The organism is Weissella diestrammenae, assembly GCF_014397255.1.
Lineage (GTDB): Bacteria > Bacillota > Bacilli > Lactobacillales > Lactobacillaceae > Weissella > Weissella diestrammenae.
On the sequence record NZ_CP060724.1, the window covers coordinates 525,791 to 550,306 of the forward strand.

Below are 24,516 nucleotides of genomic sequence, written 5' to 3' on the forward strand. Positions count from 1 at the left end.
CTTATTGTACAATTTTTAAAGCAGGATAAGAAGACAAGGTCAAATAAAAAAGCCCATACAAGCACGCCTTTATTTTGTGACTTGATTGGCTTGATATTTGATTTTTTCTTGCTTTCGTCGTTGCCGAATGGCACGAAAAAAATGACGCAATAAGTTACCCGTTTCCTCAGCGCGAACGCCCGGATACACGGCCACTTGGTGATTTAATCGTGAGTCTGACAAAATGTGATACATTGATTCAACGCCACCAGCTTTTGGATCGGCTGCGCCATAATAAACTGACTCAATTCGAGCCTGTTGAATCAACCCGGCACACATAATACATGGTTCAATCGTCACAAAAACTTGGGCGCCTGTCAGCCGCCATGATTTCATGTACCGACTCGCCGCTAAAATGGCTTGGAATTCAGCGTGCTGGCTAGGGTCATGAAACCGCTCACGTAAGTTGAACCCACGCCCAATGATTTGACCATTCAAGACGACTACCGCTCCGATTGGGACTTCACCCAACGCCGCCGCTTTTTTTGCCTCTTGAATCGCTTCACCCATAAAGCCATCAATTTGCGCTGGTGTCATGATAAATACTCTCCAAAATGTAATACCCTTTATTTTTAGCAATCACTGCAACGTTACCAAAAGTTTCTGCCATTAATTGTTTTGCTGAAGGTGCGCCTTGTTTCTTTTGCAACACCACCGTTAGTGTCCCATTAGCAACTAAATGCTCAGCTGCACCGGTAATCATATCATTCACAACTGACTTACCAGCACGGACTGGTGGATTGGTCAAAATAGCAGCATATTTATCATGTACCTGTTGGTAGCGGTCAGATTGAATGCCAGTGATTTGTTCGGCAACTTGATTATCTGCCGCATTACGTAATGTTAAAGCCAACGCACGTTCATTGACTTCGACCGCATCAATTTGCCGTTTTGGTAAAGCTTTGGCCAAACTAATAGCCACTGGCCCATAACCGGCGCCCAAATCAAGGATTTTACCAGCTGGCAATTGTTCTGTATTAAAAGCTTCTAACATGGTACGCGTCCCGAAATCGACGGTTTGTTTTGAGAAAACACCCGCGTCAGTCGTAAACTGAAGCGTATGGTTCAACAACGAAAACGACCATGTCTGTTCATCGTGTTCGGTGGTGGGATTCTGTGTATAATAATGTTCTTCTGTCATACTTTTCTTCATTCCAATTTCTAACCTCATCTCGAGGTCCTGCTTAAACAATCGTATCTAAAAATTCAAATGCACGGCTCACTGAATCAAAGATATGTAGCTGTTCAATTGCCGTGACATCAAAAAATGCTTCTTGTTGTGACCGCTGTATCCATAATTCTAACGGCTCATAAAAGCCATCAATATTCAAAATTACAATTGGCTTGGTAAAGATATTTAATTTTGACCAAGACAACGCCTGACCCAACTCTTCCAGCGTACCTAAACCACCGGGCAGAAAAACACAAGCATCTGCCAATTCAAACATGCGTTGTTTACGGTCAGACATATTATCAACTTTTAACATGTTGGTAATGTAGGTGGTATTTGCGGCCTCTGGTAACAAGACATTGGGCCAAACACCCGTCACGGATGCGCCATTGGTAAATGCTGCTTTAGCAACATCGCCCATCAACCCCGTCGAAGAACCACCATAGACTAAATGCCATTTTCGATCCGCTATTTGTAAACCAGTTTCGTCAGCCGCTAGTTGGAAGTGATCATTTTTCCCAGATTGCGAGCCCATAAAAACACCAATTTTTTGAATTTTCATTTATGCTCCCTTTATTTAATCATGAACATATTGTGCTAGGAAATTTGCAACACGTTGTTCATACATCTTAATATCCGTCGCGTAAGATTGCACATGCTGCGCTTTTTTCACAATCATCTTGGCTTTAGGCCCCTTTTGCGCTTGATAATTGTCATTAATAAAGCGGGTTGGGACAAATGTGTCATTTGCGCCATGAATGAAGAACATTGGCCGCGTATTTTTAGCAAGATATTGGGTCACATTACCTTGTGAATACGCATAGCCAGCAAATAATTTAGAATAACCGGAAACCACCGCCAATAAAGGCTTAGCTATCCACTTTGGTAAGCCATACATTTGTTCTGCTTGATACATCAATTCCGCATGAATTGAGGCATAGCCCGCGTCTTCCACATATGCTTTCACTTGCTTTGGTGGCTGCATCCCCGATAACATCATCGTTGTTGCACCGCCAAGCGATGCACCCATTACCACAATCTGTGTCTGTTGGCCTTGGACTGCCACGATCTTTTGGGTCCATTGTTTAGCATCTTGTGCTTCAAGGTAACCAAAGCCAATATAGTGGCCACCAGATTTACCAGCCGCGCGATTATCAAGTAGCAACACATTATAGCCTTGTTGATGGAACATCGCTGCATAAGGGGCCATTGCGCGATGATCAACCCCAAATCCATGAATAACTAAAGCAGTTTTGGTCGTTTTCACCGTTGCTGGGGTATAATATCCCACCAACTTAGTCCCATCATGAGCGGTTAACTGCCATTCTTGATGTTGGTACTGTTGATAGGCTTGTTGTTGGGGATATAACGGGTCATTTTTACTTAAAACGCCACTACCGATAAAGTTCTTTTTAGCTCGTACTTCAGCAACATGAAAAAAATATGCACCAGCACCCGCAACGACAATCGCAAGGCTTGCACCAACTACAGCCGTACCAATCAATAGACGCCGTAAATGAGATTTTTTTTGCATGATTCCACCATCATCTCTATTTTTTTATTTATCAGAATATTTTCATTTTAGCATTTAATCATTCTAATACGCAATTTATCTCCTGACAAACCAAACCACTTCGACAGTTACGTTAACCATTTTAAATCAGGTCTCGCCTGATTTGAAAAACACCCGGTTATTTTTATTCTTAAGTCATCATTTTAAAAGGCACCGGCAAAAATAAAAATATAGCTTGTCAGCAATGCAGATTAAAGCGCGATGCATCAGCATTTAAAATACTGGCGTACCGCGCTCTAATCAAACATTTGCATTGATTAAAAAATTCGACCCTAATTATTGTTGGCGTCGATTTTTAATCAATAGGTAACCGGCTAATAACATACCAAACAGACCAAGACCGTATAAACCGATCATTCCTGTCTTTGGCAACATCCCTAATAATACTTTTGCTGAACGATGGGAGTAATTAGCAATGACAATATCTGCATCATCAGCTGTGCCATTAATTTTGCCCCCTTGTGTGTGACCTAACGTTAAAGAATAAGCCTGATTCATTCGCTGAAAACCAGGGGGGCAGTTGTTTCAATCAATTCATAGTCACCAGAAGCTAAGCCACAATATTGCAGATAACCGTCTTGGCCCGAAAGATGCGTGGTCGCATTTTCAGATTTTAACGTCCAAATCACATCCCCCATGGCATCATGGTCAGTGGTTGTCATATTGACCATTGGCTGTTCATTTTTCACATCAAGGTGCATAAAATACACCCATCTTGGCTTGCCTGCTAAGACATCCTTTTTCAATTGCTCAAGTTCAGACAGAGACGCAGTATTTTGATAATTCGGATAGTGTTGCGCATCATAACAATTAGCAATTATAGTTGTGAGATTCTTCGGTGTGACCCGATAAGCCAAATTAAATCCTGCCCCAGCTAACCCATTCACAATGCGCTGATGAGATATTTTGGGTGTACCATTTGTTTTAGCTATTTCCCACCCAGCAACAAAAGTATGGGTCCGATCAGTATCAACGCCATGTTCATACTCGGTTGCATAGCGGAGTTCGACCGAATTGACTAAATCGCCAGCCTGCGCTGCTGTGTTTGCAAACGCATCAATCGTCCACTCGAGTTGGCAACTATCCGGCTGAATGCCATCCGCTAGTAATTGATACATCTTTGCTGATAACCATTGACGAAGCGCGCCATTGGTCCGCATTAATGCGAACCCATTTTCAGGTTTGTGTGCAGTATCAATAGTGCGACCATCAGTCGTCATTTGATAATATGACGTTTTTCCTGATATTTCAACGGTTGCATCAGAGGGTAAGCTTGAATCTAATGGTTTAATCGTCGGTGCTACCTCTGGCACATAAGGAATATATTGCCCATTCACAACCGCACCAGCTGGATTAGTCGAATAAAACAAGCCATGTCCGGTCGCATGTTCTAAATGCGCAATCCCAGTCGCATCACGCTGAAAAAAGTGTTGTTCAATTGCATAGAGCGGGATACGTTGTAAGACATTCTTCGCGTCACGATAGGTTAACGCCACCTGCATGTCAGACCAATTAGTTGCATACGGGGTTGTGTCAAACAAATCAAACTGTGACCAAGTTTCAATATTGCGATTAATTTCAGTATTAATCAACCACTGAAAATTGTTGCCCCGTGCGACACCTTCAGAATCATCACCCGAATTTGCCTGATGTAGGCCGAACGTTCGATCATTGACTTTAACCGCCTTATCAACTGTTGGTACATCAAAATCTTGAAATTCAGTGGCTCCTACTCCAATAATGGCAGAAGTTTCGTAGCCACCATTCGGATCACGAATTTTTTGACACTCAACTTCATGAATATCTTCATAACCAGACACTGAATCTGATGAATGAATCATGTCAACCATATACCCATCAGGCGCATGAATTTCTGATATGTAATATTTTTCCCCCGCTTCTGGGACGTTATACCCCTCGGTATTTTCCGAGGTAAACAATGCCACACCAGACTTATCAGTACTTGCAATACTCCACAATGGATTGCCCTTAGGACCAACAAAACTCCCGAGATACTTGGTCATAATTTGTTTGCTATGTTTTGGGTCTGCATTGATTTCTGGAATCACCTGTTTGATTAACTGATTGAGTCCAACCAGGTTATTTTGCCAATCTGACACACGTACCATCAAAAATTGTGCGCCAGCCATTGATGACCCATCGTTGGCGTTTTTCTTAGTTACTTTGACTTCAGCCGGATCATATTGTTTCGCATAGATGTGAAGTGGTGTGGCTGCATTATCAAAATAATAGTGCTGATCTTTAATACTAGTAGCCATTGGGTTTAGCATTGGTAAATTTAGAAAAATGGGAACAGACAGCGTTGATTGCAAATCCGGATTTTCATTTTCACGTAAAGTTTGGAAAATAATCCATTGCCCATTCGCTAAATGAAGATGTGTCTGCCCATTTTTATCCGTTGGTTCTGAAATAATCCGGACTTGATTTTCAGACAATGCGTGTTTTTGCCAATAGTCAACCACAAAAGTTCGAATAATCGTTCGCAAGGCCGTGATGTAGGCAACACTTGCCTGTCCATTATAGTCTTGGTATTGAATGGTATAGGCAGAGGTCGTATTTTCACCTGCATCATAGTTTTTGACCGTATATGTCCCGCCATATTGTTGATCAACTTTCACCGGTAACAAGACATCCGACCAACGGATTACTTTTTCTTTGCCATCTGGTGTCACTCCACCTGACAATGTCCCAAGCACAGTTTTTGATACCGTTGGTGTTGATTCATGACCGTTTTTATCAATGTGTAAGTGGACAACATCATCGGGTATCCGTAATGCACGATATGTATTACCTTCACTCACTCGCCAATCGGACTCATAATTTGTATCCGCATCATACCGTGCCACCGCTTCTGAAAATCCATTTTCAGTCCCATTGCCCCAATACATCGCCCGATTTATCGCTGCCTTACTCGAAAAATCAGTCACAGAATGGATTACAACATCCGTCATTGTCGGCCGTTGTGCCAACGTTGCAGCAGAACAAACAGGGCTCAACAACCATCCTGTCATTCCGACAAAACAAGTCAACAAAAACACCGCCAATCTTTTATTTATCTCTTGTTTCATGACAATCAGGTTCCTTTCTATCGGCCTTAATTTTGTTCTTGACGATGCATAACACGATAGCGATAGTAAGCAACGCCCATTAGGCATACACCAAGCACTACCAACACCAGTAGCCATTTGGCTCCCGTGACTGGGAAGAGCGACTTCTCATAATTTTTCAATAGCACAAAATTACTCTCAGATGTATTATTCGCCGTAATAACACTTGCTGAAGGTGTCGGCCCCTCATTTTGAGAGCCAGTTAGATTATCCGCACTCGGACGCCCTAGAACAAAGTCGTGGTCATCCATTTTGGTATATCCTGAGGGCACAATATTTTCAATCAAGCGATACTGTCCGGCTGGTAAACTACAATATTGAAAATAACCATCACCACCAGTAACATACGTTGTCGCTACATTAAGTTGCGATGTCCACTTGATACCTGTCATTTTTTCATTAGATGCGCAAACAGCCATACCTCCCGTACCCTCTGGATTCGGGTGAACTAAATAAACGTAACTACCAATGGTCATTTGGTCATGGTCAGATGACGACAAGGCATTTTGCTGAATAACCGCTTGATTTTCTGCGGTCACTAATTGACCGAGAATAAACCCAGCCCGCTCAAAGCCTCACCTTGTCCGTTTTCTTTTTTAAACTGCCAACCAACATCAAAGGTCTTACTTTCAGCGCCTTCACTGTAATTTGGCTGATAACTATTACTAAGGGTTAATTTAGCTTGATTGTTAATCGTTCCAACCTGGGCCGCTGCATTGACTTCAACATCCAAAGTCACGTCAAAGTAGGCCAATACGTCATGACTATGTGCCATGGCTGTTTGAATCAATGCTAGCCCATCTTTAGTCGCGCTAATCGTCAATGCGCCATCCGCGTGTGATGTCACCGTACGATTGGTTTCATCAAATGAATATGTCCCGTGATGCCCCGAAACTGCAATTAAACTTGACAAGTAATTTGAAATTTCGATGTTAGTTTTGTTTTCAAGGCCAACCCCCAAATCTTTAAAGAAGGTGACGCTATGCTCATTGGCCAAACTCAGCTGATAATTATGTGCCTCACCACTACCAGTATTTGCCACCGACTGAGTTACTTTAATTAATGGGTATGACTTACCGCTTGGTGTCGTAACAGCAATGACAAATTTTTTTAAATCTACCTAATAGGGTAGCGTATCACTGAGTGAATAAGTTGCTAATTTTTCCGCATGATTAATTTCACTGCGAATGGCCCACTGAATCTGCTGACCGCGTGCTACACCAGACTTTTCATCATTAGTCACAAAGTCTGAGTGCGTAATGGGCGCAGTTTGTGCGTTCTCCGCATCAATTGGAACGTTTGGATTTACCTTTTTTGTAATTGTAAAATCATCATTTTCAAGGTCAACATGTCCCCCATAATATCGAATCGTTTGCCCGCCCCCACTGCCGTTAGTAGGCCCGTTGATTTCATCAGCTGAACTGAGGGTCACGGTCGTCACATTTGGATCTAGCAAAAATTCCGCGTCAGTTTGATTTTTGGGATGCACTGGACTTGCCAACTCAACAATTGTGTAGGTTTGACCAGGTTCCAAGTCATTAAACGTCGTTCCGGTTTCTTGCGTTGTTTTGATAGCATTAAAATCACCACTTGATCCGGCAATGGCTGTTTTGATGGCCGTATTTAATGCTGTCACCTCAGTGGCATCAGCCGGCTTACCTTTTGCTGCAGCCAATAGCGCTTGACCGGTCACACTTTGCAAATAATTAATGACTTGTGCTTTCACATCCCCCTGATATATAGCAATCACCGCACCTGGTAATTGCTGCTTTTTGGTCGCATCATCTGAATCATACTTTTTAACCGTTAAATCACCTGTCACACGTTGATTTTTAGCATAAAGATTTAAAGCATGTTGAGTGTCATCGAACCAATATCCAGCGTCATGTTTCGTCGTATCTGGATTAATCAATGGTAAATGTAAGACCATTGGCACCGCTCGTTCAGTTGTTTTTATGTATGCCGGATGTGCAGTCTCTAAAACGATGTAGTTACCATTTTTTAAGGCGTTAAATGTGGCGGCACCGCTTTCATTGGTTGAAACAGTTTCGTCATGACGTTCATCATTACGTAACGCGGTTTCTAATGCGGCGAGATTAATGTCTGATTTAACTTTAATTGTCCATTCCGACTTGATGGGACTAGTCGTTTCGACATCTCCTTCGGTAACTTTTGGACTAGCTACCTTAACGGTTTCTAGAATTTGCGACCAGGTTTTCGTTTCGCCGCCAATTGTCAAACCAGTTTCCGAATTAAACACAATTTTATTTGCTTCGCCAACATCAAAGCCGGTAATCGCACTACGTGGAATTCTAAAAGCTGTAAAACTAAACTGATTTCCCGCCGGCTGCCAGCCAGCGAATGCGGTTGTTTCGTTTCCATTTCCCCAATAATAATTTTCTAATGCGGGATTTGCTTCATGAATCAGATATTTATGAACGACAACTTTTGTCGCGGTCGGTCGATATTCTTTTGTATTGGCACTGACAATCAGCGAAGCGCTTGTACCAAAGAACAAACCAGCTAGAACAGTAGCCGTTAAGTATAATTTTTTCATTTAAGACTCCTTTCAAATTCAAAGTCACTCAGCGTTCAATATGTTTGCGATTATAACGATTGATTTGATAAACACCCAATCCAATCACCCCCATTAAAAATATTGCTTTCATTAAAGGCCGTGCAATTGGGGCAGCTATACTTGCTGCTTGCAGGTGTTGCTGATTTGGATCCAACCGCCCTCGAACTAACAAACGATGTGAATTGATAAGGTACGGGGTACACGTCATCAATGTGGTGTAATTTGATTCAGTATTGATTGCGAGTGATGCCACATCATCCGGTTTAACCACTCGTATACAATCAACACGGTAGCGCAGTGGCCTTTCAATACCCTCAACGTAGAAAACATCTCCTTTTTTCAATCGATTCAAATGGGCAAACAATTCGGCATTTGGTAGTCCGCGATGACCCGTTAACACAGTATGGACACCTTTACCAGAAACTGGATATGATGAATTCGGTAACAAGCCAATGCCGTGGGCCAATACATCAGATGACACACCATTGAAAATTGGCAGCAACAATTCCAATTTTGGAATCCGTAAAACGCCAATAATCTGTTTTGCTTGTTTTTGACCAATGTCATAATGCGCAAGTAATGCCGCGCGACGTTTCTGATTTGCAGTCAAGGGCTGATTAGCAGTATCAGGCGATGCGCTCAAAGTTTGATTTGCCTTTTTAACTTCAGCAATTAAGTGCTTTGACTGACGCTTTGAAATATGCTTCAAATTTTGTTGAAATGACTGTACTTGATTGCTTTGTAAAAATGCCGCTCCCACCATTTGAAAACACGTTGTAAAAATAATCATTGCAGCCACGGCAAACAAACCGATTACCAGCCAAAACCATTTCTTAGTACTGCGCATACTTAGGCCCTCACTTTTGCCTTTTTACCACGATGGACTAAGGTAGCCACCATAATCAGTCCGCCAATTAAAAGTAATATCAATAAGCCGCCTTTACCGGTAACTGGGAAAATTGATTGCTGATAATTAACAATATTGATCTCATTACCATCAATGACACCATCTGTAATCCCGCTACCCACTAACGTGCCATCATCTAAAGTTGACAAATCTTCAACCGTTGCCGCCGGATTTTGAGCGTCATTATTGAGATGATAAACACTAGCAATATTAAAGCGTAATGCCGGTTGAGATAGTGCCAGATACCCACTTGCCGGCTTGACCTCTTGCAATTCATATTGTCCACTCCGCAAACCTGAAAATGAGAAATAGCCATCACTGGCACTCTTAACCGTTAATACATGTGCCGGTTGTGCCGTTCATTCACCCCCATCACTTGCCCGTCCAGCATAATAAAGTGTGTCATCAGCTTTAGAGACCCCACCCTCTTTCAAGGTAATTCCAGCTGGCGCGTGGTGCCAAAGAAGCTGAAAGGTAGCATCTGCCACAGGATTAAAAACCTGGGTTGTGAGGTGACCGTCCGCATCTTCATGGTATCGAGCCGGTCCATTTGTTTTGACAAAATCATAACCACCAACCCACGTTGATGCCTTATCTTGTCGCGTTCGTAAATCGTCAGTCAGCCGCGCTTCATTTGTGATTAAGCCAGTTGTGGCAGCGGCATTCACAATTGTTGTGACCTCAACTCGAAGACTGGTAATGCCTTTTTCAACTAGATTTTTTAAATGTGGTTGCAAGTTGATTTCAAACCACCCACACCGTTGATTAGTTTTGTTAATTTCATTGCCAGACCAACAATCAATCGAATTAACAATGGGCTCACGTGCCATGCTACCGTCTGAATGCGTCAACTGATAATAACCATCCTGTCCGGTTACCGCCAATCCATTTTGACTTAAATCATACGTTTGTCCATGACCAGATATGCCATTAGTCATATATGTATCAGCCGGTCGAAAATCTGACGACCACAATACGTCGCCATGATTAGCACCTGCTAATTGGAAAATTTTAATTTGTTGTAAATCAACTTGATGAGGTAAAACGTCCTTTAGCATGAACGTTTGAAAATCTTCAGCCGTTGCCGGCAAGGTAATATCTATGGCCCATTTAAATGAGTGTCCACGGTAAACGCCAATTTTATCATCATTTTCCACATAACCTTGACCATCAGGATCAACCATCTTATTTAACGATGTCGACATTGTATAGTTCTTTGGATAAAAATGAACCGTATCATTGGGCCCATAGCGGACCCCATTCTGATTTTCAGTTGGTAATGACAATAGCATCGGTGTCGCGATTTGACTAACGCCATGTGGTCGCCCATCCTCGATGATTAACCAAAGGCCCTTGGAGAGCGATAAATCAACATTCCCCTTACCCGACGTCGTACTTTTGCCCGTCATTTCGGTATGCGTTAACTGACTACTATCGGTTTTTCCGGCAACCACCGTTAAATCATGTAATAATTGGTCATTCGTTAGGTGTTGCTGATGATCAATGGTATGAAATTCAAATTGCCACCTTGAAGCACTATTACTACTCTGGACAATTGAAAAATGCGCCGTTATCTGGTCTAAGGCATTGGCTTTAGTTGCATTATCTGGAAAGACTGTGGTCCCCGTCCGCCACACTGGTTGAATTTCACCATCTTTCCAATCCAGATATGACATCATATCATAGTAAACAAAATTAACATTATCTAGTGGTCGCCAATTACCAAGGTCGGTCAGTTCAGCCCCCAGTTTTCAAAACTATCCGCCCCAATACCTGTACCTGTACCTGTACCTGTACCTGTACCTGTACCTGTACCTAAGACTACTTTATGTAGTCGAATATGCGTGACATAATCGTCACTATCTGCGTAGATTTTTAATCGTTCAGTACTATAAAAAACCGCAAAGCATACGAATAACAGTGATAACCATTTAATCCATTGTTTTGTCATCAGTCGGCCTCCCGTCTCGATCATTAATCATTAACGTCCCAACAATGATCACAACAATCAATATCGCACCCAGTACAATAATTATTTTTCGATCACCAGTTGCTGGCATCATAAATTGACGTAAATCTTTTGCTGTGACATGAATCACATTATCTACCGTACCGTCAGTCAGATGGTCGGCCAATGTCCAAGCTGCATCTGGATTGGTAGTGATGATCGTCCCATCACTTTTGATTTCAAAGATTAAATCGACAGTAATTCGCGAATAGCCATCGGGGGCATGCGTTTCAACCAATCGGTATTTAGCAGGTACTTTAATGTTTGCGTCTAAGGTCACCTGTCCTGATTCATTAGTCGTCATTTCACTGCCTAATGTCTGCCAATGGTCTGAACTATCTGCTTGAAACAATTGAAAACGCGCCCCAGCTAAACTGCCATGCCCAGAATTTAATTTTGTAATGTCGAGTGCATATCGTTTCAGTTGATTCGTAAGACTAAAATATGTTAAGTCATTTTGAATTGAGAGTTTCATCCCATCAATCGCACTACTTGGGCTAATTAATGTTGCATACGTCGCATCTGTGAACAAGAATAATTTCTGCCTTTGCGCCCAATTATCAATTGCATGACCGTCTGCATCTTTACGTTCGGCATCGTACGCATCCAAGTCGACCAAATGATCACCGCCAAGTGTCACAGGTTCAGGTGCATTTGAACCATCGCTGACAACGCCATAAATGTAGCGATTTGCCAACAATTCAAAACCTTTAGGCGCTGAAATTTCACTGATTCGAAACTTTTGCCCATATTCCGCATTATATGGTGGCAGGTCATATGTGCCATTGTTATCTAAGGTCACAATTCCATTTCCACTATGATCAGCAACCGTCTGCCCATTTAAAATTCGATTGTAAGAAATCCACGTACCAGCAGTGACCATTGTTCCAGCGGGGATCACACCTTGACTCGTTATCACATCATTTTCAAACGTCTTATCGACGTCTAACTGATTTTCAATTAAGAAAGTAGCCCCAGTCAATGAATGACCAGACTGGTCAACTTTTCGTAGCTGATATTTAAAATCAGTTAAGGTATTTGTAAAATGATACTGATTTTGATCGGTCACCGATAAGCTCGTCGCGTAACCAGGAATGTTTTGTTCTACTAATTCGTATGTAATGTTCTCGCCTTGATTGTTAAAAATTGGCAACCATAAGTCATGATCTGTCTGCTGATATGATTTTCCCCACGCTTCCTTTAATTTTTCATCGTTTAACGGGACGTCATCGTCTTTATATGGTTTTGCTAGTGTTAATGTATCATTAACCCATGCTTGACCATCCGTTAGATTTTTACGGGTCAAATTAAATTGTAACGTGTCCGGTCGTGTTCGAACGTTATCACTGTTATCGCCAATCCAAGTTTTTTTAACGACCAATTGTCTACCAGGTGCTTTAACCGACGGCACACCAATTTGAACTAATATCGCATTTAGTTGTTGGGGCTGAAAGGTGGTTGTGCCATTGGTTTGTAACCATTGATTTGGCACAAAATCTGCACGCTCAGTCACCACATGAATCCGATAGATAATTTCTATCATCTCTCCTTGTGGAATATCAATATGATTTAAATCAATTGCCCCAGTACTAGCATCGTACGTCCCTGTCACCGGCGTGAGCACATCATATTGAGAATTCGCATTAAACGCATTGCCAATATTGATCGTTGGTAAATCCGATAAGTGACTGAAATCTGCTTGCCGCCAACGATTGACTTTAATTGGGCCATCGCCGTTTAAAGTTTCACTAGGCTGACCATCAATTAACATTGTTTTGGGAATACTATCATGTAAATGCGCATTTTTAACGAAATCAAACAACTCTGTGACTAGTTCGTTCAGATGATTCAATAATTTGTCCGTTGCAATTGCGTTATAGTAATAATTAACATTGCCTTTAGGATCAATGGATGCAATTGCTTGCAACAAATCTTGTGCGAGCCGAGTTGACCGTGCTGACTGTGTCTCTCCATCTCTGACCACCATTGTACCAATCGTATAAAGCGCGCGAATTTTTGTATCTTTTTTGATTTGATTGGCTTCCTCAATAGCTGCTTGTCCTGAGATATAGTCACCATCTCCAATCGAGTGCGAAATTCGGTAAGGATTCGCGTCGTTACCTGCACCAATCCGAGAATAGTAACCACTAAAAGGGTTATTATTAGTCATCGTTTGATTGTTATTATAATTTGCGGCGCTTGGATAGGTCATATTATTGTTGGTTGCACCTTTAATTAATAAATCCGATGTATATGGATAATTCGTGCCCCATGGCCTACTATTTCCGCTCAATGAAGTTGGCGAATCGTGTTGACTAGCTGCGCCATCAGAAAGCAAAACGATGATTTTATTGTTCTCAGTAAAATTGCTGGCATCTAACATTTTATGCGCTGCACGTAATGCACCTTGGGTATAGGTACCGGCATCGTTTCCCGCAGTAATCTGCATACTTCGAATATAATCATCGATTGATTTTAACGCATTCTCACCACCGATTTGAACGATATCATTGGTTTTCACCCCATCTGAATAGGGTACCAACCCAACTCGTAATTGATTATTTGTCACGTATGGTCTAATTACCTTCACGAAATCCGTAAAGGCGCGCTGTGCTTTAACTAGTCGATTTTCTTGGGCATTTCCTGGATCTTCATTGCTAATCATCGAATAGGACCGGTCAAATACAAAAACAATTTCAGCTTTGTTTTTCGTATATTCCGTTTGCGTCCCGCCCGTCATTTTTAATGAAATATCATAAGCTCCTGGGATAATTTTATTACTACTGTCCTTGGCTGGTGATGCCGTTTTTTTGGCTCGAAAACCTGTATACTCGGGTCCTAAATGCTCCCAATTCAACCAATTCTTACTACCATACCAATTTTCTTGGGCCCCACCATAATTACGAGTAGTTGCATCTAGTTCAGATTTTTCTTTTGGTTGCTCGCTAAAAAAACTGTTTGTATTCGGTGCTAATGTTCCAGCATCTAATGAGTATGGGTGTACCGGCAGTACTGAGCCGGCGACGCCATCTGCTTCTTCAGTTGTATATGTATGATACCCTTCACCGATATCTGGTGTTAATTTTTGCTGACTATCAGCTGCATGTGCGTGATGCCCGGAATGAAAAATGTGCGGGGCAATCAAAACAAGTGACGTCACCAATGGCAATACAATGATGATACAACCCAACCATTTGAAAAGTTTCCTCTTAAACATATGTATTTATCCTCCCTATTAAATTAGGATAATTGTCCACTTTTTAAGATAATATGATATTTTTCATTATAGGTATGAGATATGAATTTTTTTCGTCCCCCGACTTTTTTTTAACCAAATTGATATCATATATCAACGTTTATTTTTCATACAGCATACATATATTCATTTGAGATATTAGTATATATAGATAAAATATTGGCTAACACGTCTAATCGTAGCGATATCATCTTTTTGAATGAAATAGTTGCAGCCTGAATTTTAAGCAGTTTAAGTAATAAAAAACTGATAAGCCGATGCTTATCAGTGGACACTTTTTTGACTATTTTAACTTATAGCGTTGTAAAATCAAACACCTTACGACCCGTGATTTTACCATGACGCATTTCATCAATCACGCTGTTAATTTCTGAGAATGGAACTTTCTCAACAATTGGCTTAACTTTACCTTCGGCTCCAAATTGGAAAGCTTCCTTCAAATCAGCACGCGTACCAACTAATGATCCACGGACTTCAATCCCATCAAGGACTGTCTTAGCAATATTCAATGCCATATCACCTTGTGGTAATGCGACAGCCACTAACTTTCCCATTGGCCGCAACACATTAACCGCTTGAGAAAAGGCGGCGTCATTAACGGCTGTTACCTGCGCATTATGCACACCACCAGTGAGCTCATTAACTCGTGCGACTACATCTTCGGTCTTCCGATTAATCATCACTTCAGCGCCGTTTTGATGGGCTGCTTCTAACTTATCTGGGTTACCGTCAATTACAGCAACATGAGCACCAAAAACATTATGTGCATATTGAACCGCTAAATTACCGAGACCACCGGCGCCGTGCACAGAAACCCATTGACCTGGCTTTGTCTCTCCAACCTTCAATGACTTATACATCGTCACACCAGCACATGTGATTGAAGTTGCTTCAAGTGGATCAAGACCATCCGGCACTTTGACCGCATATTTCGCATTCACTACACATTGTTGTGACATTGCACCATCAATTGTATAACCAGAATTGCGGACATTTCGACAGAATGTTTCATTTCCTGAAACACAGTAATCGCAAACACCACAGGCATCATAAAACCATGCAATTGAAACCCGATCACCAAGCTTTAGGTAATCACCAGCGCCCTCACCCAATTTTGATACACGTCCAACACCTTCATGTCCGATTACACGCCGGAAATTACCATTGCGGTCACCTAATTTATTTGGATCTCCGAAATCGCCACTTGCACAATGTAAATCAGTATGACACAATCCAACATATTCGACATCAACTAATGCTTCACCAAAGCCCAATTGACGCGGTGTCCAATCATCGATTAAATCAACATAACCATCATTTGTCTCACGTACTACAGCAGCTTTCATGTTCAGTCCCCTTTTTCATCCATTTCTATTTGTGAAAGTTTTTACATATCTATTGTAACCGTTTTCTTTCAAAAATAAAAGCATTTTATTGCTTAAATCACACACAATAAACCGGAAAATTTATTATTTTTGTGAAATTTATGACAATCCAAGATGATTTCAGGATATAAAAAAAACCTCACAAATTATAGTGCGCGATCCGTTTAAGATCATTCAACCTAGACTTGGCTTTGAGCCATCATCGTAACAGTTTATGCATTATAATTTGGAGATTTTAAAGTATGTTTATCGATTTTGGCAACTAACGAATTAGTCAACCAATTCCAAGATAACCATTTGTGCAGCGTCACCACGACGTTGTACTGTCTTTAAGATGCGTGTGTATCCACCCGCACGGCCTTCAAAACGAGGTGCAACATGATTAAACAAGTGTTGCAAAGCGTTTTCAACCTTAACCTTGTTGTCTTCAGTTGTCGAAACTTCCGCAACAACGTTACGCAAGAAAGCAGCTGCCTTACGACGAGAAGCTAAGTCTCCGTGCTTTCCCAACGTAATCATTTTTTCAGCAGTCTTACGAACTTCCTTGGCGCGAGCCTCAGTTGTCTCGATACGACCGTTAATTAACAATGCAGTTGTTAAATCACGCAACAAAGCCTTACGTTGTGAGCTTGTGCGTCCCAACTTACGGTATGACATGAGTCATTCCTCCTTCTTTGGTATTCTTATCTATATAATCTAATCTTCCTTGCGGAATCCCAAACCAAGCAATGTTAGCTTTTCTTGGATTTCGTCAAGTGATTTCCGACCGAGGTTACGTACAGACATCATTTGGATTTCTGTCCGATCTACTAACTCTTGAACAGAGTTAATCCCAGCCCGTTTGAGACAATTATAAGAACGAACTGATAGATCAAGCTCTTCGATTGGCATCTCAGTATGCTTAGGTGCTACAGTTTCTTCCTTGTCCACCATCACTTGTGCCGTCACAGCACGCTCTGACAATCCGACAAATGCATTTAAGTGAGATGAGAGAACTTGTGCTGCCAATGAAATTGCTTCCGTTGGTGTCAAAGAACCATCTGTCCAAACATCAAATGTTAATTTATCAAAGTCATCACGTTGACCAACACGTGTACTCTCAACTTGATAGTTGACACGTTCAATTGGGGTAAAGATTGAATCAATTGCAAGAACGCCAATTGGCAAATCTTCATGCAATTCCTTATTCTGGTCTGCGGACACATATCCACGACCACGTTCAGCGGTCAAAGTCATGTGCAAGGTTGCCCCAGCCGCAACAGTAGCAATGTATAAGTCTTTATTCAAAACTGTTACATCACTATCTCCAGTAATATCAGCAGCAGTCACAGTGGCTGGACCGGCGACATTAATTTCGAGTGTCTTCTCTTCATCGCTTTCGATACTTAATGAAACTTTTTTAAGATTCAAGATGATTTGCGTCACATCTTCAACAACCCCTTCGATTGTTGAAAATTCATGCAAAACAGTATCGATTTGTACAGAATTGATCGCTGCTCCTGGCAAAGATGACAACAATACACGACGCAAAGAATTACCAAGCGTTGTTCCGTAGCCGCGCTCAAGTGGCTCAACTACAAATTTTCCGTAATTGTCATTTTCTTCAACAAGAGTGATCTTTGGGTTTTCGAATTCAAGCATAGTGTTTGTTACCCCTTTCATCAAAGCTTACATGTGAACCTAGTTGCAAGTGGCAATTAGACACGACGACGCTTTGGTGGGCGAGAACCGTTGTGTGGTACTGGAGTGACATCCTTGATAGAAGTAACTTCCAAACCTGCAGCGGCCAATGCACGGATAGCAGATTCACGTCCTGAACCAGGACCCTTAACAGTTACTTCAACTGTCTTCATTCCGTTTTCCATTGCTCCCTTGGCAGCAGCTTCAGAAGCCATTTGCGCAGCAAATGGCGTTGACTTACGGCTACCCTTAAATCCAAGTGAACCAGCAGATGACCAGGCAACAGCGTTACCTTGGACATCAGTAATCATTACGATCGTGTTGTTGAATGTTGCGTGGATGTGTGCTACACCACTTTCAATATTCTTTTTTACACGACGCTTACGAGTATTACGACCTGCCATGAATAAATAAGCTCCTTTCTACGGTAGTTAATTACTTCTTCTTACCTGCAATCGCAGTAGCTGGGCCTTTGCGCGTACGAGCGTTGTTCTTGGTATTTTGACCACGAACAGGCAAGCCCTTACGATGGCGAATGCCGCGGTATGATGCGATTTCTTGTAACTTTTTAATGTTCAATGAGACTTCACGACGCAAGTCACCTTCCACCTTGATACCATCAACGATGGCACGGATGGCGTCTTCTTGGTCTGGTGTCAAGTCACGAACACGTACGTCTTCAGAAACTCCAGCTTCTGCCAAAATCTTTTCAGCAGTAGTGTTACCGATTCCGTATACATATGTCAATGCGATCACGATACGCTTATCGCGAGGCAAATCGATTCCTGCAATACGAGCCATTGCTATTACCTCCTATAGTAAGTTATTTATTTGTGAAACCGAAGTGCTATTATGCACCTTGGCGTTGTTTGTGCTTGGGATTTGTGCAAATCACCCTATAGTAAGTTATTTATTTGTGAAACCGAAGTGCTATTATGCACCTTGGCGTTGTTTGTGCTTGGGATTTGTGCAAATCACCATCACACGACCGTTACGGCGGATAACCTTGCAGTTATCACACATAGGCTTTACTGATGGGCGAACCTTCATTGTATTTACCTCCTAAAATTCAACGACTTGATTACTTGAAACGGTAAGTAATCCGTCCCTTCGTCAAATCGTATGGCGACATCTCAACTGTTACACGATCACCAGGTAAAATTCGAATAAAATTCTTTCGAATCTTGCCAGAAACGTGCGCAAGAATTACGGCGCCGTTTTCCAATTCAACGGTAAACATGGCATTTGGCAAAGTTTCCTTTACCATACCTGAAATTTCAATAACATCGCTGGCCACGTTTATGCCTCCTTCGTTGTTCACATGAAGAACGTAACATCTCATTATAACATGCAAGGTGACCCTGCCTATTAATCATCGATGCTTTATGCGTTCTTCAAATTATCAAGCAACTCTTTTACGTCGGCAAAAATGACTTCAAGTTCACGTGCGCCGTCGATTTCATGCAAGATACCTTGCTTTTGATAGAAATCAGCAATCGGTGCCGTTAATTCACCATTAACTGCCAAACGATTTTTGATAACTTCAGGTGTGTCATCTGCTCGACCACGTGCCATCATGCGTTCTACCAACACAGCTTCATCAGCTGTGAAATATAGAACACCATCTAGCTTGCGACCTTGTGCTGACAACATCGCATCTAAAGCAGTTGCTTGGTCTAAGTTACGAGGAAATCCATCAAGAATGAATCCCTCTTTTGTATCGGCTTCAGCTAAGCGTTCAGCAACAATACCGTTTGTAACTTCATCAGGCACCAAATTACCAGCGTCCATAAACGCTTTGGCCTTTAGTCCTAATTCAGTTTCGTTTGCCATTGCAGCACGGAACATATCGCCCGTACTGATATGTGGCAAAGCGTAAGTTTCAACAATCATCTCTGCTTGGGTACCTTTACCAACACCTGGTAAGCCCAACAACATGATATTTAAACTCATTATTTAGCTCCTTCATGAATAAAGCCAACATATGCCTTTTTCATCATCAAACCTTCAAGTTGTCGAATCAAATCGATTGCGACACCAATCACGATCAGTAATGATGTACCAGACATACCAAGATTACTATCCAAACCAAACACGTGTGTGGCAAGGATAGGTGCCAAAGCGATCAACCCAAGGAAAAGTGCCCCAACTACTGAGAGACGCATCAACAATTGACGCATCCACTTTTCAGTCGCAGGTCCTGGCCAAACGCCAACAATATAACTTCCCTGTTTTTGTAGATTCTCTGCCACTTTTTCAGGATTAACCTGCACAAAAGCGTAAAAGAATGTGAACAATACAATCAGAAGTGTATATAATATACCACCTTGTAAGGTTTGCATTGACAACCAACTCGTCAATGTCGTATACCAACTTGCATCCGCAAACTTAGTTGAAAATGCTTGCAACACGGTTTGTGGTGTGACCAATAATGATGACGCAAAGATAACAGGGATAACACCCGCAACGTTAATCTTTAACGGCAAATACGATGAACTACCAGAACCGGCAGAACGTCGTGTATATTGCATTGGGATTTTACGAATGGCTTGGTTAAACCAAGTCACAAATGAGATAGCCAAAATCATAATCAACATCAAGCCTAACACTAAAGCGAGACCTTTTGTTGGATTAGAATTTTGGAATACATTTTCGTTAACCAGTCGATAGATACCGGCCGGTACACGCGCAATGATTCCCGCAAAAATCAGCATCGAAACACCTTGCCCCAATCCGCGCTCAGTGATCATCTCACCAAGCCAGACCGCAAACATTGTTCCTGATGTAAGGATAAATCCAATCAACAGGTATGTTTGCCAATTCGGCGTTTGTACTAACTTAACTTGACTAAGCTGGTTAAACCCAGCTGTAATACCAATTGATTGCACAAATGCTAGGACAATAGTCAAATACCGAGTAACTTGGTTTAAATGACGACGACCAACTTCACCTTGTTTTGACCATTCGACAAATCGTGGAACAATGTCCATTTGTAACAATTGCACCACGATTTGAGCAGTGACGTATGGTGAAACACCCATTGCAAACAATGAGTAATTCGTTAACCCGCCGCCACTGAACATATTTAAAATGCTGCCGAGCCCAGAATTCGCAACCTCAGTTAGTGCTTTCGGGTTAATTCCCGGTACAGTAATGTACGCACCAATACGGTATACAATCAAAATCCCCAGAGTGAAGAATAACTTTTTACGGATATCCTTTTCTTTAAGTGAATTGAGCACGGTTTGTAGCATTAGATCACCTCAGTCTTACCACCGGCTGCTTCAATTGCAGTCACGGCTGATGCTGAGAACTTGTTAGCCTTCACTGTCAAAGACTTGTCAAGTTGACCATTAGCTAAAATCTTGATTCCAGACAATTCCTTCTTAATAATACCTGATTCAACCAACAATGCTGGTGTTACTTCAGTACCATTATCGAACTTGTTCAATTGGTCCAAGTTAACAACCGCAAATTCTTTACGGTTGATGTTTGTAAAGCCACGCTTAGGCATACGACGGAACAAAGGCATTTGTCCACCTTCAAAGCCCAAACGTACCTTACCACGAGCCTTTTGCCCTTTTTGACCACGTCCTGCAGTCTTACCATTACCAGAAGATTCACCACGACCCACACGATTGCGGACCTTGCGTGCACCTTCGGCAATTTCAAGCTCATTAAGCTTCATTAGGTTTTTCCTCCTTCAGAGCGATTTCGTTGCTTACTTAACTACTTCAACAGTAACTAAGTGAGCGATCTTGAATACAGCGCCACGCGTTTGCGCGTTGTCAGGCAATACAACTGATGAAGAAACCTTGCTTAATCCAAGGGCCTTAACAATTGCACGTTGCTTTGGCAAACGGTGGGCAGCACTCTTAACAAGAGTTACTTTAACTTGTTCAGCCATGTTAATCTGCCTCCTTAATCTGCCAAGTGCTCAAGAGCGACCTGACGCAAATCAGCGACTTCTTCAGCGTTCTTCAATTCAGAAATTGCTTCGAAAGTTGCGCGTACAACGTTGATTGGTGTTGCTGAACCAAGTGACTTTGCAGACACGTCAGCAATTCCAGCCAATTCCAAAACGGCACGAGCAGCACCACCGGCAGCTACTCCAGAACCTTCAGCGGCTGGCTTAAGCAAAATGCGACCACCACCGAAGATACCCAATGCAGAGTGAGGAAGAGTTGTACCAACAGTTGGTACGGCAACGATATTACGCTTTGCGGCTTCAATAGCCTTGCGGATGGCTTCAGGAACTTCCTGAGCCTTACCTGTACCAAAGCCGACGTGACCGTTACGATCACCAACAACAACCAAAGCAGCAAAACGCAAACGACGTCCACCCTTAACAACCTTAGTAACACGGTTGATGGCTACGACGTTTTCTTCGAGCTCACCAAGAGTCTTTGGATCGATAAATGCCATGATTATTTCCTCCTTCCCTTAGAACTTCAAACCAGCTTCACGAGCTGATTCGGCCAATGCCTTAACACGTCCGTGATACAAGTATCCACCACGATCGAAAACAACGTCTTCGATCCCAGCAGCCTTAGCACGGTCAGCAATTAATGCACCAACTTTTGTTGCTTGTTCAGTTTTTGGTGCTTCAGCAATTGAAGCGTCCAAAGTTGAGGCACTAGCAAGCGTCACACCCGCTACGTCATCAATTAATTGAGCGTAGATGTTTTTGTTAGAACGGAAAACGTTCAAGCGTGGGCGCTCTGCAGTACCAGAAATCTTACCACGAACTCGAGTGTGTCGGTGTTGACGCACTTTATTCTTGTCTGACTTCGTAATCATGTTCGTAACCTCTTTTTTTCTTATTGAAAGATATACTGTGTAAGTACATTTGGGACGTTGCCCCCGCACTTTATGCCTTTAAGCACAAAGATTACTTACCAGTCTTACCTTCCTTACGTGCAACGTATTCATTTTCGTAACGGATTCCCTTACCCTTATAAGGTTCAGGTGCACGAACGGCACGGATCTCAGCAGATAAATCTCCAACCTTTTGCTTTGAAATACCAGAAACAATAACCGTTACTGAATCAGGTACTTCAACAGTCAAACCATCGCGGTCTTCAAATTCAACTGGGTGTGAGTAACCAACGTTCAACACAAGCTTGTTGCCTTGCTTGGCTGCACGGTAACCAACACCGACAAGCTTCAAAGTCTTTTTGAAGCCTTCTGAGACACCCTCAACCATGTTGGCTACATTGGCACGGGTTGTACCGTGCAAAGCCTTGATTTTTCCATCGTCTGAAGGACGTTCAAACTTTACTTCAGGACCATCAACAGTAAAAGTGATTACTGATGCGATTTCGCGTGACAATTCACCCTTAGGTCCTTTAACAGTAACAACGTCACCTTCGCGTTTAATTTCAACGCCAGCAGGCAAAGTCAAAATCTTGTTACCAATACGACTCATCGTAGGATACCTCCTTTATTAGATTTCTTTCTTACCAAACGTATGCCAATACCTCGCCACCAATGTTCTTGGCGCGAGCTTCTTTATCGGTGATAACACCTTCAGAAGTTGAGATGATAGCAATTCCTAAACCATTCAAAACCTTTGGTAATGAATCAGCTTTAACGTATGAACGCAATCCAGGCTTTGAAATACGCTTCAAACCTGAGATAACACGTTGCTTTTCAGCACCATACTTAAGGAAGACGCGGATTACGCCTTGCTTGTCATCATCAATGTATTCAACGTCGCGGACAAAGCCTTCATTTTTCAAAATTTCGGCGATGTCTTTCTTGATCTTTGATGCAGGAACTTCAACTGAATCGTGACGAACCATGTTGGCGTTACGAATGCGAGTCAAGAAATCTGCAATTGGGTCAGTCATTGACATTGATGTTGCCTCCTATAAAATTTCTTACTGATTTAACAGTGACTATTTATGATTACTTAGTGAAAGGCATACCCAATTGAGTAAGCATTTCACGTGATTCTTCATCAGAATTTGCAGTGGTTACGATAACAATGTCTAATCCACGTACGCGGTTAACTGCATCGTAATCAATTTCTGGGAAAATAAGTTGCTCACGGATTCCCAATGTGTAATTTCCGCGACCATCAAAGGCCTTTGGTGAAACACCACGGAAGTCACGAACACGTGGTAATGAAACGTTGATCAACTTATCTAAGAAGTCATACATACGTTCCCCACGCAAAGTAACTTTAGTTCCGATAGCCATTCCTTCACGCAAACGGAAGCCAGCGATTGACTTCTTTGCACGAGTAACCACTGGCTTTTGACCAGCAATCAATTCTAATTCTGCAACAGCTTCATCTAAGTTCTTTGAGTTTGATACAGCATCACCAACACCCATATTCAAAACAATCTTTTCGATCTTAGGTGTTTGCATAATTGAGCTGTAGTTAAACTTTTCGATCAATGAAGGTTGAACTTCATTAACATACTTTTCTTTCAAGCGATTTGCCATGATAATGATTTCCTCCTTTCACCCTTTATTACAAAGCCGTTCCAGACTTCTTTGATACGCGTACCTTCTTACCATCTTCAATCTTGACACCAACACGCGTTGGTTCATTAGTTGAAGGGTCAAGCAATTGTACGTTTGATACGTGGATAGGAGCTTCAAGCTCGATAATTCCACCTTGTGGGTATTGGTTATTAGGCTTTTGGTGCTTCTTCATAATATTCACACCTTCGACAACAACACGGTCTTTAGCTGCAATTGTTTTAACAATTACGCCTTCCTTGCCTTTGTCCTTGCCGGCGATAACCTTAACCTTGTCACCTGTCTTCACAAACATGCGA

At 42.0% G+C, this 24,516-nt stretch carries 31 protein-coding genes and 1 pseudogene; all 32 read right to left on the reverse strand.

The features are described 5' to 3' along the window. Window positions 1-69: 69 nt before the first annotated feature. The 32 genes and pseudogenes from H9L19_RS02620 to rplX all read right to left on the reverse strand — a co-directional run bounded on the left by H9L19_RS02620 (window position 70) and on the right by rplX (window position 24,512). Window positions 70-576 (reverse strand): nucleoside deaminase, encoded by a 507-nt coding sequence (locus tag H9L19_RS02620; protein ID WP_187529607.1) that lies wholly within the window; start codon window positions 574-576, stop codon window positions 70-72. Beyond that, window positions 557-1,180, reverse strand: a complete 624-nt coding sequence (locus H9L19_RS02625; protein ID WP_187529608.1) for a class I SAM-dependent methyltransferase — start codon at window positions 1,178-1,180, stop codon at window positions 557-559. The genes H9L19_RS02620 and H9L19_RS02625 overlap by 20 nt, the downstream gene beginning before the upstream one ends. Before the next feature lie 43 nt (window positions 1,181-1,223). After that, complete coding sequence (locus H9L19_RS02630; protein WP_187529609.1) at window positions 1,224-1,772, reverse strand: LOG family protein; 549 nt, start codon at window positions 1,770-1,772, stop codon at window positions 1,224-1,226. A 15-nt stretch (window positions 1,773-1,787) separates the two neighbouring features. Continuing rightward, window positions 1,788-2,744 carry an alpha/beta hydrolase gene (locus H9L19_RS02635; protein ID WP_187529610.1) on the reverse strand — a complete coding sequence of 319 codons (957 nt, stop codon included), beginning with the start codon at window positions 2,742-2,744 and terminating at the stop codon, window positions 1,788-1,790. Window positions 2,745-3,059: 315 nt separating this feature from the next. Further along, the gene (locus tag H9L19_RS02640; RefSeq protein WP_187529611.1) at window positions 3,060-3,281 is read right to left on the reverse strand and encodes an LPXTG cell wall anchor domain-containing protein; all 222 of its coding nucleotides are present in this window, start codon (window positions 3,279-3,281) and stop codon (window positions 3,060-3,062) included. Beyond that, on the reverse strand, window positions 3,278-5,872 hold the full coding sequence (locus H9L19_RS02645) for a hypothetical protein (protein ID WP_187529612.1): 2,595 nt from the start codon (window positions 5,870-5,872) through the stop codon (window positions 3,278-3,280). The genes H9L19_RS02640 and H9L19_RS02645 overlap by 4 nt, the downstream gene beginning before the upstream one ends. Window positions 5,873-5,898: 26 nt before the next feature. Beyond that, window positions 5,899-6,450 (reverse strand): SpaA isopeptide-forming pilin-related protein, encoded by a 552-nt coding sequence (locus tag H9L19_RS02650; RefSeq protein ID WP_187529613.1) that lies wholly within the window; start codon window positions 6,448-6,450, stop codon window positions 5,899-5,901. Then, window positions 6,450-6,953, reverse strand: coding sequence for a hypothetical protein (locus tag H9L19_RS02655; RefSeq protein ID WP_187529614.1), 504 nt, complete (start codon window positions 6,951-6,953; stop codon window positions 6,450-6,452). The genes H9L19_RS02650 and H9L19_RS02655 overlap by 1 nt, the downstream gene beginning before the upstream one ends. A 78-nt stretch (window positions 6,954-7,031) precedes the next feature. Continuing rightward, the gene (locus H9L19_RS02660) at window positions 7,032-8,468 is read right to left on the reverse strand and encodes a pilin N-terminal domain-containing protein (RefSeq protein ID WP_187529615.1); all 1,437 of its coding nucleotides are present in this window, start codon (window positions 8,466-8,468) and stop codon (window positions 7,032-7,034) included. Between the two features lie 28 nt (window positions 8,469-8,496). Further along, entirely contained in the window at window positions 8,497-9,336 is an 840-nt protein-coding gene (locus H9L19_RS02665; protein WP_187529616.1) for a class C sortase, read from the reverse strand. A gap of 2 nt (window positions 9,337-9,338) precedes the next feature. Beyond that, a pseudogene (locus H9L19_RS02670) lies at window positions 9,339-9,722 on the reverse strand (prealbumin-like fold domain-containing protein); the annotation flags it as partial. A gap of 33 nt (window positions 9,723-9,755) precedes the next feature. Beyond that, window positions 9,756-11,144, reverse strand: a complete 1,389-nt coding sequence (locus H9L19_RS02675) for a pilin N-terminal domain-containing protein (RefSeq protein ID WP_338061928.1) — start codon at window positions 11,142-11,144, stop codon at window positions 9,756-9,758. Continuing rightward, the gene (locus H9L19_RS02680; protein ID WP_187529618.1) at window positions 11,129-11,347 is read right to left on the reverse strand and encodes a hypothetical protein; all 219 of its coding nucleotides are present in this window, start codon (window positions 11,345-11,347) and stop codon (window positions 11,129-11,131) included. Before H9L19_RS02680 ends, H9L19_RS02675 begins: the two co-directional genes overlap by 16 nt. Beyond that, window positions 11,328-14,621 carry a SpaA isopeptide-forming pilin-related protein gene (locus H9L19_RS02685; RefSeq protein WP_187529619.1) on the reverse strand — a complete coding sequence of 1,098 codons (3,294 nt, stop codon included), beginning with the start codon at window positions 14,619-14,621 and terminating at the stop codon, window positions 11,328-11,330. The genes H9L19_RS02680 and H9L19_RS02685 overlap by 20 nt, the downstream gene beginning before the upstream one ends. A gap of 332 nt (window positions 14,622-14,953) precedes the next feature. Then, window positions 14,954-16,006, reverse strand: a complete 1,053-nt coding sequence (gene adhP, locus H9L19_RS02690) for an alcohol dehydrogenase AdhP (RefSeq protein WP_187529620.1) — start codon at window positions 16,004-16,006, stop codon at window positions 14,954-14,956. 309 nt (window positions 16,007-16,315) lie between these two features. Continuing rightward, a complete protein-coding gene (gene rplQ, locus H9L19_RS02695) occupies window positions 16,316-16,702 on the reverse strand; it encodes a 50S ribosomal protein L17 (protein WP_187529621.1) in 387 nt (128 codons plus the stop codon). A gap of 39 nt (window positions 16,703-16,741) precedes the next feature. Continuing rightward, entirely contained in the window at window positions 16,742-17,686 is a 945-nt protein-coding gene (locus tag H9L19_RS02700; protein WP_187529622.1) for a DNA-directed RNA polymerase subunit alpha, read from the reverse strand. Window positions 17,687-17,742: 56 nt separating this feature from the next. Beyond that, window positions 17,743-18,129: a 30S ribosomal protein S11 gene (rpsK, locus tag H9L19_RS02705; RefSeq protein ID WP_187529623.1), complete on the reverse strand. Its 387-nt coding sequence runs from the start codon at window positions 18,127-18,129 to the stop codon at window positions 17,743-17,745. Between the two features lie 31 nt (window positions 18,130-18,160). Further along, window positions 18,161-18,526: a 30S ribosomal protein S13 gene (rpsM, locus tag H9L19_RS02710; RefSeq protein WP_187529624.1), complete on the reverse strand. Its 366-nt coding sequence runs from the start codon at window positions 18,524-18,526 to the stop codon at window positions 18,161-18,163. A gap of 49 nt (window positions 18,527-18,575) precedes the next feature. Beyond that, on the reverse strand, window positions 18,576-18,635 hold the full coding sequence (rpmJ, locus tag H9L19_RS08490) for a 50S ribosomal protein L36 (RefSeq protein ID WP_187529893.1): 60 nt from the start codon (window positions 18,633-18,635) through the stop codon (window positions 18,576-18,578). 23 nt (window positions 18,636-18,658) lie between these two features. After that, the gene (gene rpmJ / locus H9L19_RS02720) at window positions 18,659-18,775 is read right to left on the reverse strand and encodes a 50S ribosomal protein L36 (protein WP_013989368.1); all 117 of its coding nucleotides are present in this window, start codon (window positions 18,773-18,775) and stop codon (window positions 18,659-18,661) included. Between the two features lie 31 nt (window positions 18,776-18,806). Then, a complete protein-coding gene (gene infA, locus H9L19_RS02725; RefSeq protein ID WP_187529625.1) occupies window positions 18,807-19,022 on the reverse strand; it encodes a translation initiation factor IF-1 in 216 nt (71 codons plus the stop codon). Between the two features lie 86 nt (window positions 19,023-19,108). Continuing rightward, entirely contained in the window at window positions 19,109-19,678 is a 570-nt protein-coding gene (locus tag H9L19_RS02730) for an adenylate kinase (protein ID WP_187529626.1), read from the reverse strand. Beyond that, window positions 19,678-20,979 carry a preprotein translocase subunit SecY gene (gene secY / locus H9L19_RS02735; protein WP_187529627.1) on the reverse strand — a complete coding sequence of 434 codons (1,302 nt, stop codon included), beginning with the start codon at window positions 20,977-20,979 and terminating at the stop codon, window positions 19,678-19,680. The genes H9L19_RS02730 and secY overlap by 1 nt, the downstream gene beginning before the upstream one ends. Next, window positions 20,979-21,413, reverse strand: a complete 435-nt coding sequence (gene rplO / locus H9L19_RS02740; RefSeq protein ID WP_187529628.1) for a 50S ribosomal protein L15 — start codon at window positions 21,411-21,413, stop codon at window positions 20,979-20,981. The genes secY and rplO overlap by 1 nt, the downstream gene beginning before the upstream one ends. 33 nt (window positions 21,414-21,446) lie before the next feature. After that, window positions 21,447-21,632, reverse strand: a complete 186-nt coding sequence (rpmD, locus tag H9L19_RS02745) for a 50S ribosomal protein L30 (protein ID WP_187529629.1) — start codon at window positions 21,630-21,632, stop codon at window positions 21,447-21,449. A gap of 14 nt (window positions 21,633-21,646) precedes the next feature. Further along, window positions 21,647-22,150: a 30S ribosomal protein S5 gene (gene rpsE, locus H9L19_RS02750; protein ID WP_276521736.1), complete on the reverse strand. Its 504-nt coding sequence runs from the start codon at window positions 22,148-22,150 to the stop codon at window positions 21,647-21,649. An 18-nt stretch (window positions 22,151-22,168) separates the two neighbouring features. Next, complete coding sequence (gene rplR / locus H9L19_RS02755) at window positions 22,169-22,525, reverse strand: 50S ribosomal protein L18 (RefSeq protein WP_187529630.1); 357 nt, start codon at window positions 22,523-22,525, stop codon at window positions 22,169-22,171. Between the two features lie 91 nt (window positions 22,526-22,616). Continuing rightward, window positions 22,617-23,153, reverse strand: a complete 537-nt coding sequence (rplF, locus tag H9L19_RS02760) for a 50S ribosomal protein L6 (RefSeq protein ID WP_187529631.1) — start codon at window positions 23,151-23,153, stop codon at window positions 22,617-22,619. A 31-nt stretch (window positions 23,154-23,184) separates the two neighbouring features. Beyond that, window positions 23,185-23,583, reverse strand: a complete 399-nt coding sequence (gene rpsH / locus H9L19_RS02765) for a 30S ribosomal protein S8 (protein WP_187529632.1) — start codon at window positions 23,581-23,583, stop codon at window positions 23,185-23,187. A 52-nt stretch (window positions 23,584-23,635) separates the two neighbouring features. Beyond that, window positions 23,636-24,178 (reverse strand): 50S ribosomal protein L5, encoded by a 543-nt coding sequence (rplE, locus tag H9L19_RS02770; RefSeq protein WP_187529633.1) that lies wholly within the window; start codon window positions 24,176-24,178, stop codon window positions 23,636-23,638. Between the two features lie 28 nt (window positions 24,179-24,206). Continuing rightward, window positions 24,207-24,512 (reverse strand): 50S ribosomal protein L24, encoded by a 306-nt coding sequence (gene rplX, locus H9L19_RS02775; protein WP_187529634.1) that lies wholly within the window; start codon window positions 24,510-24,512, stop codon window positions 24,207-24,209. Window positions 24,513-24,516: the final 4 nt, after the last annotated feature.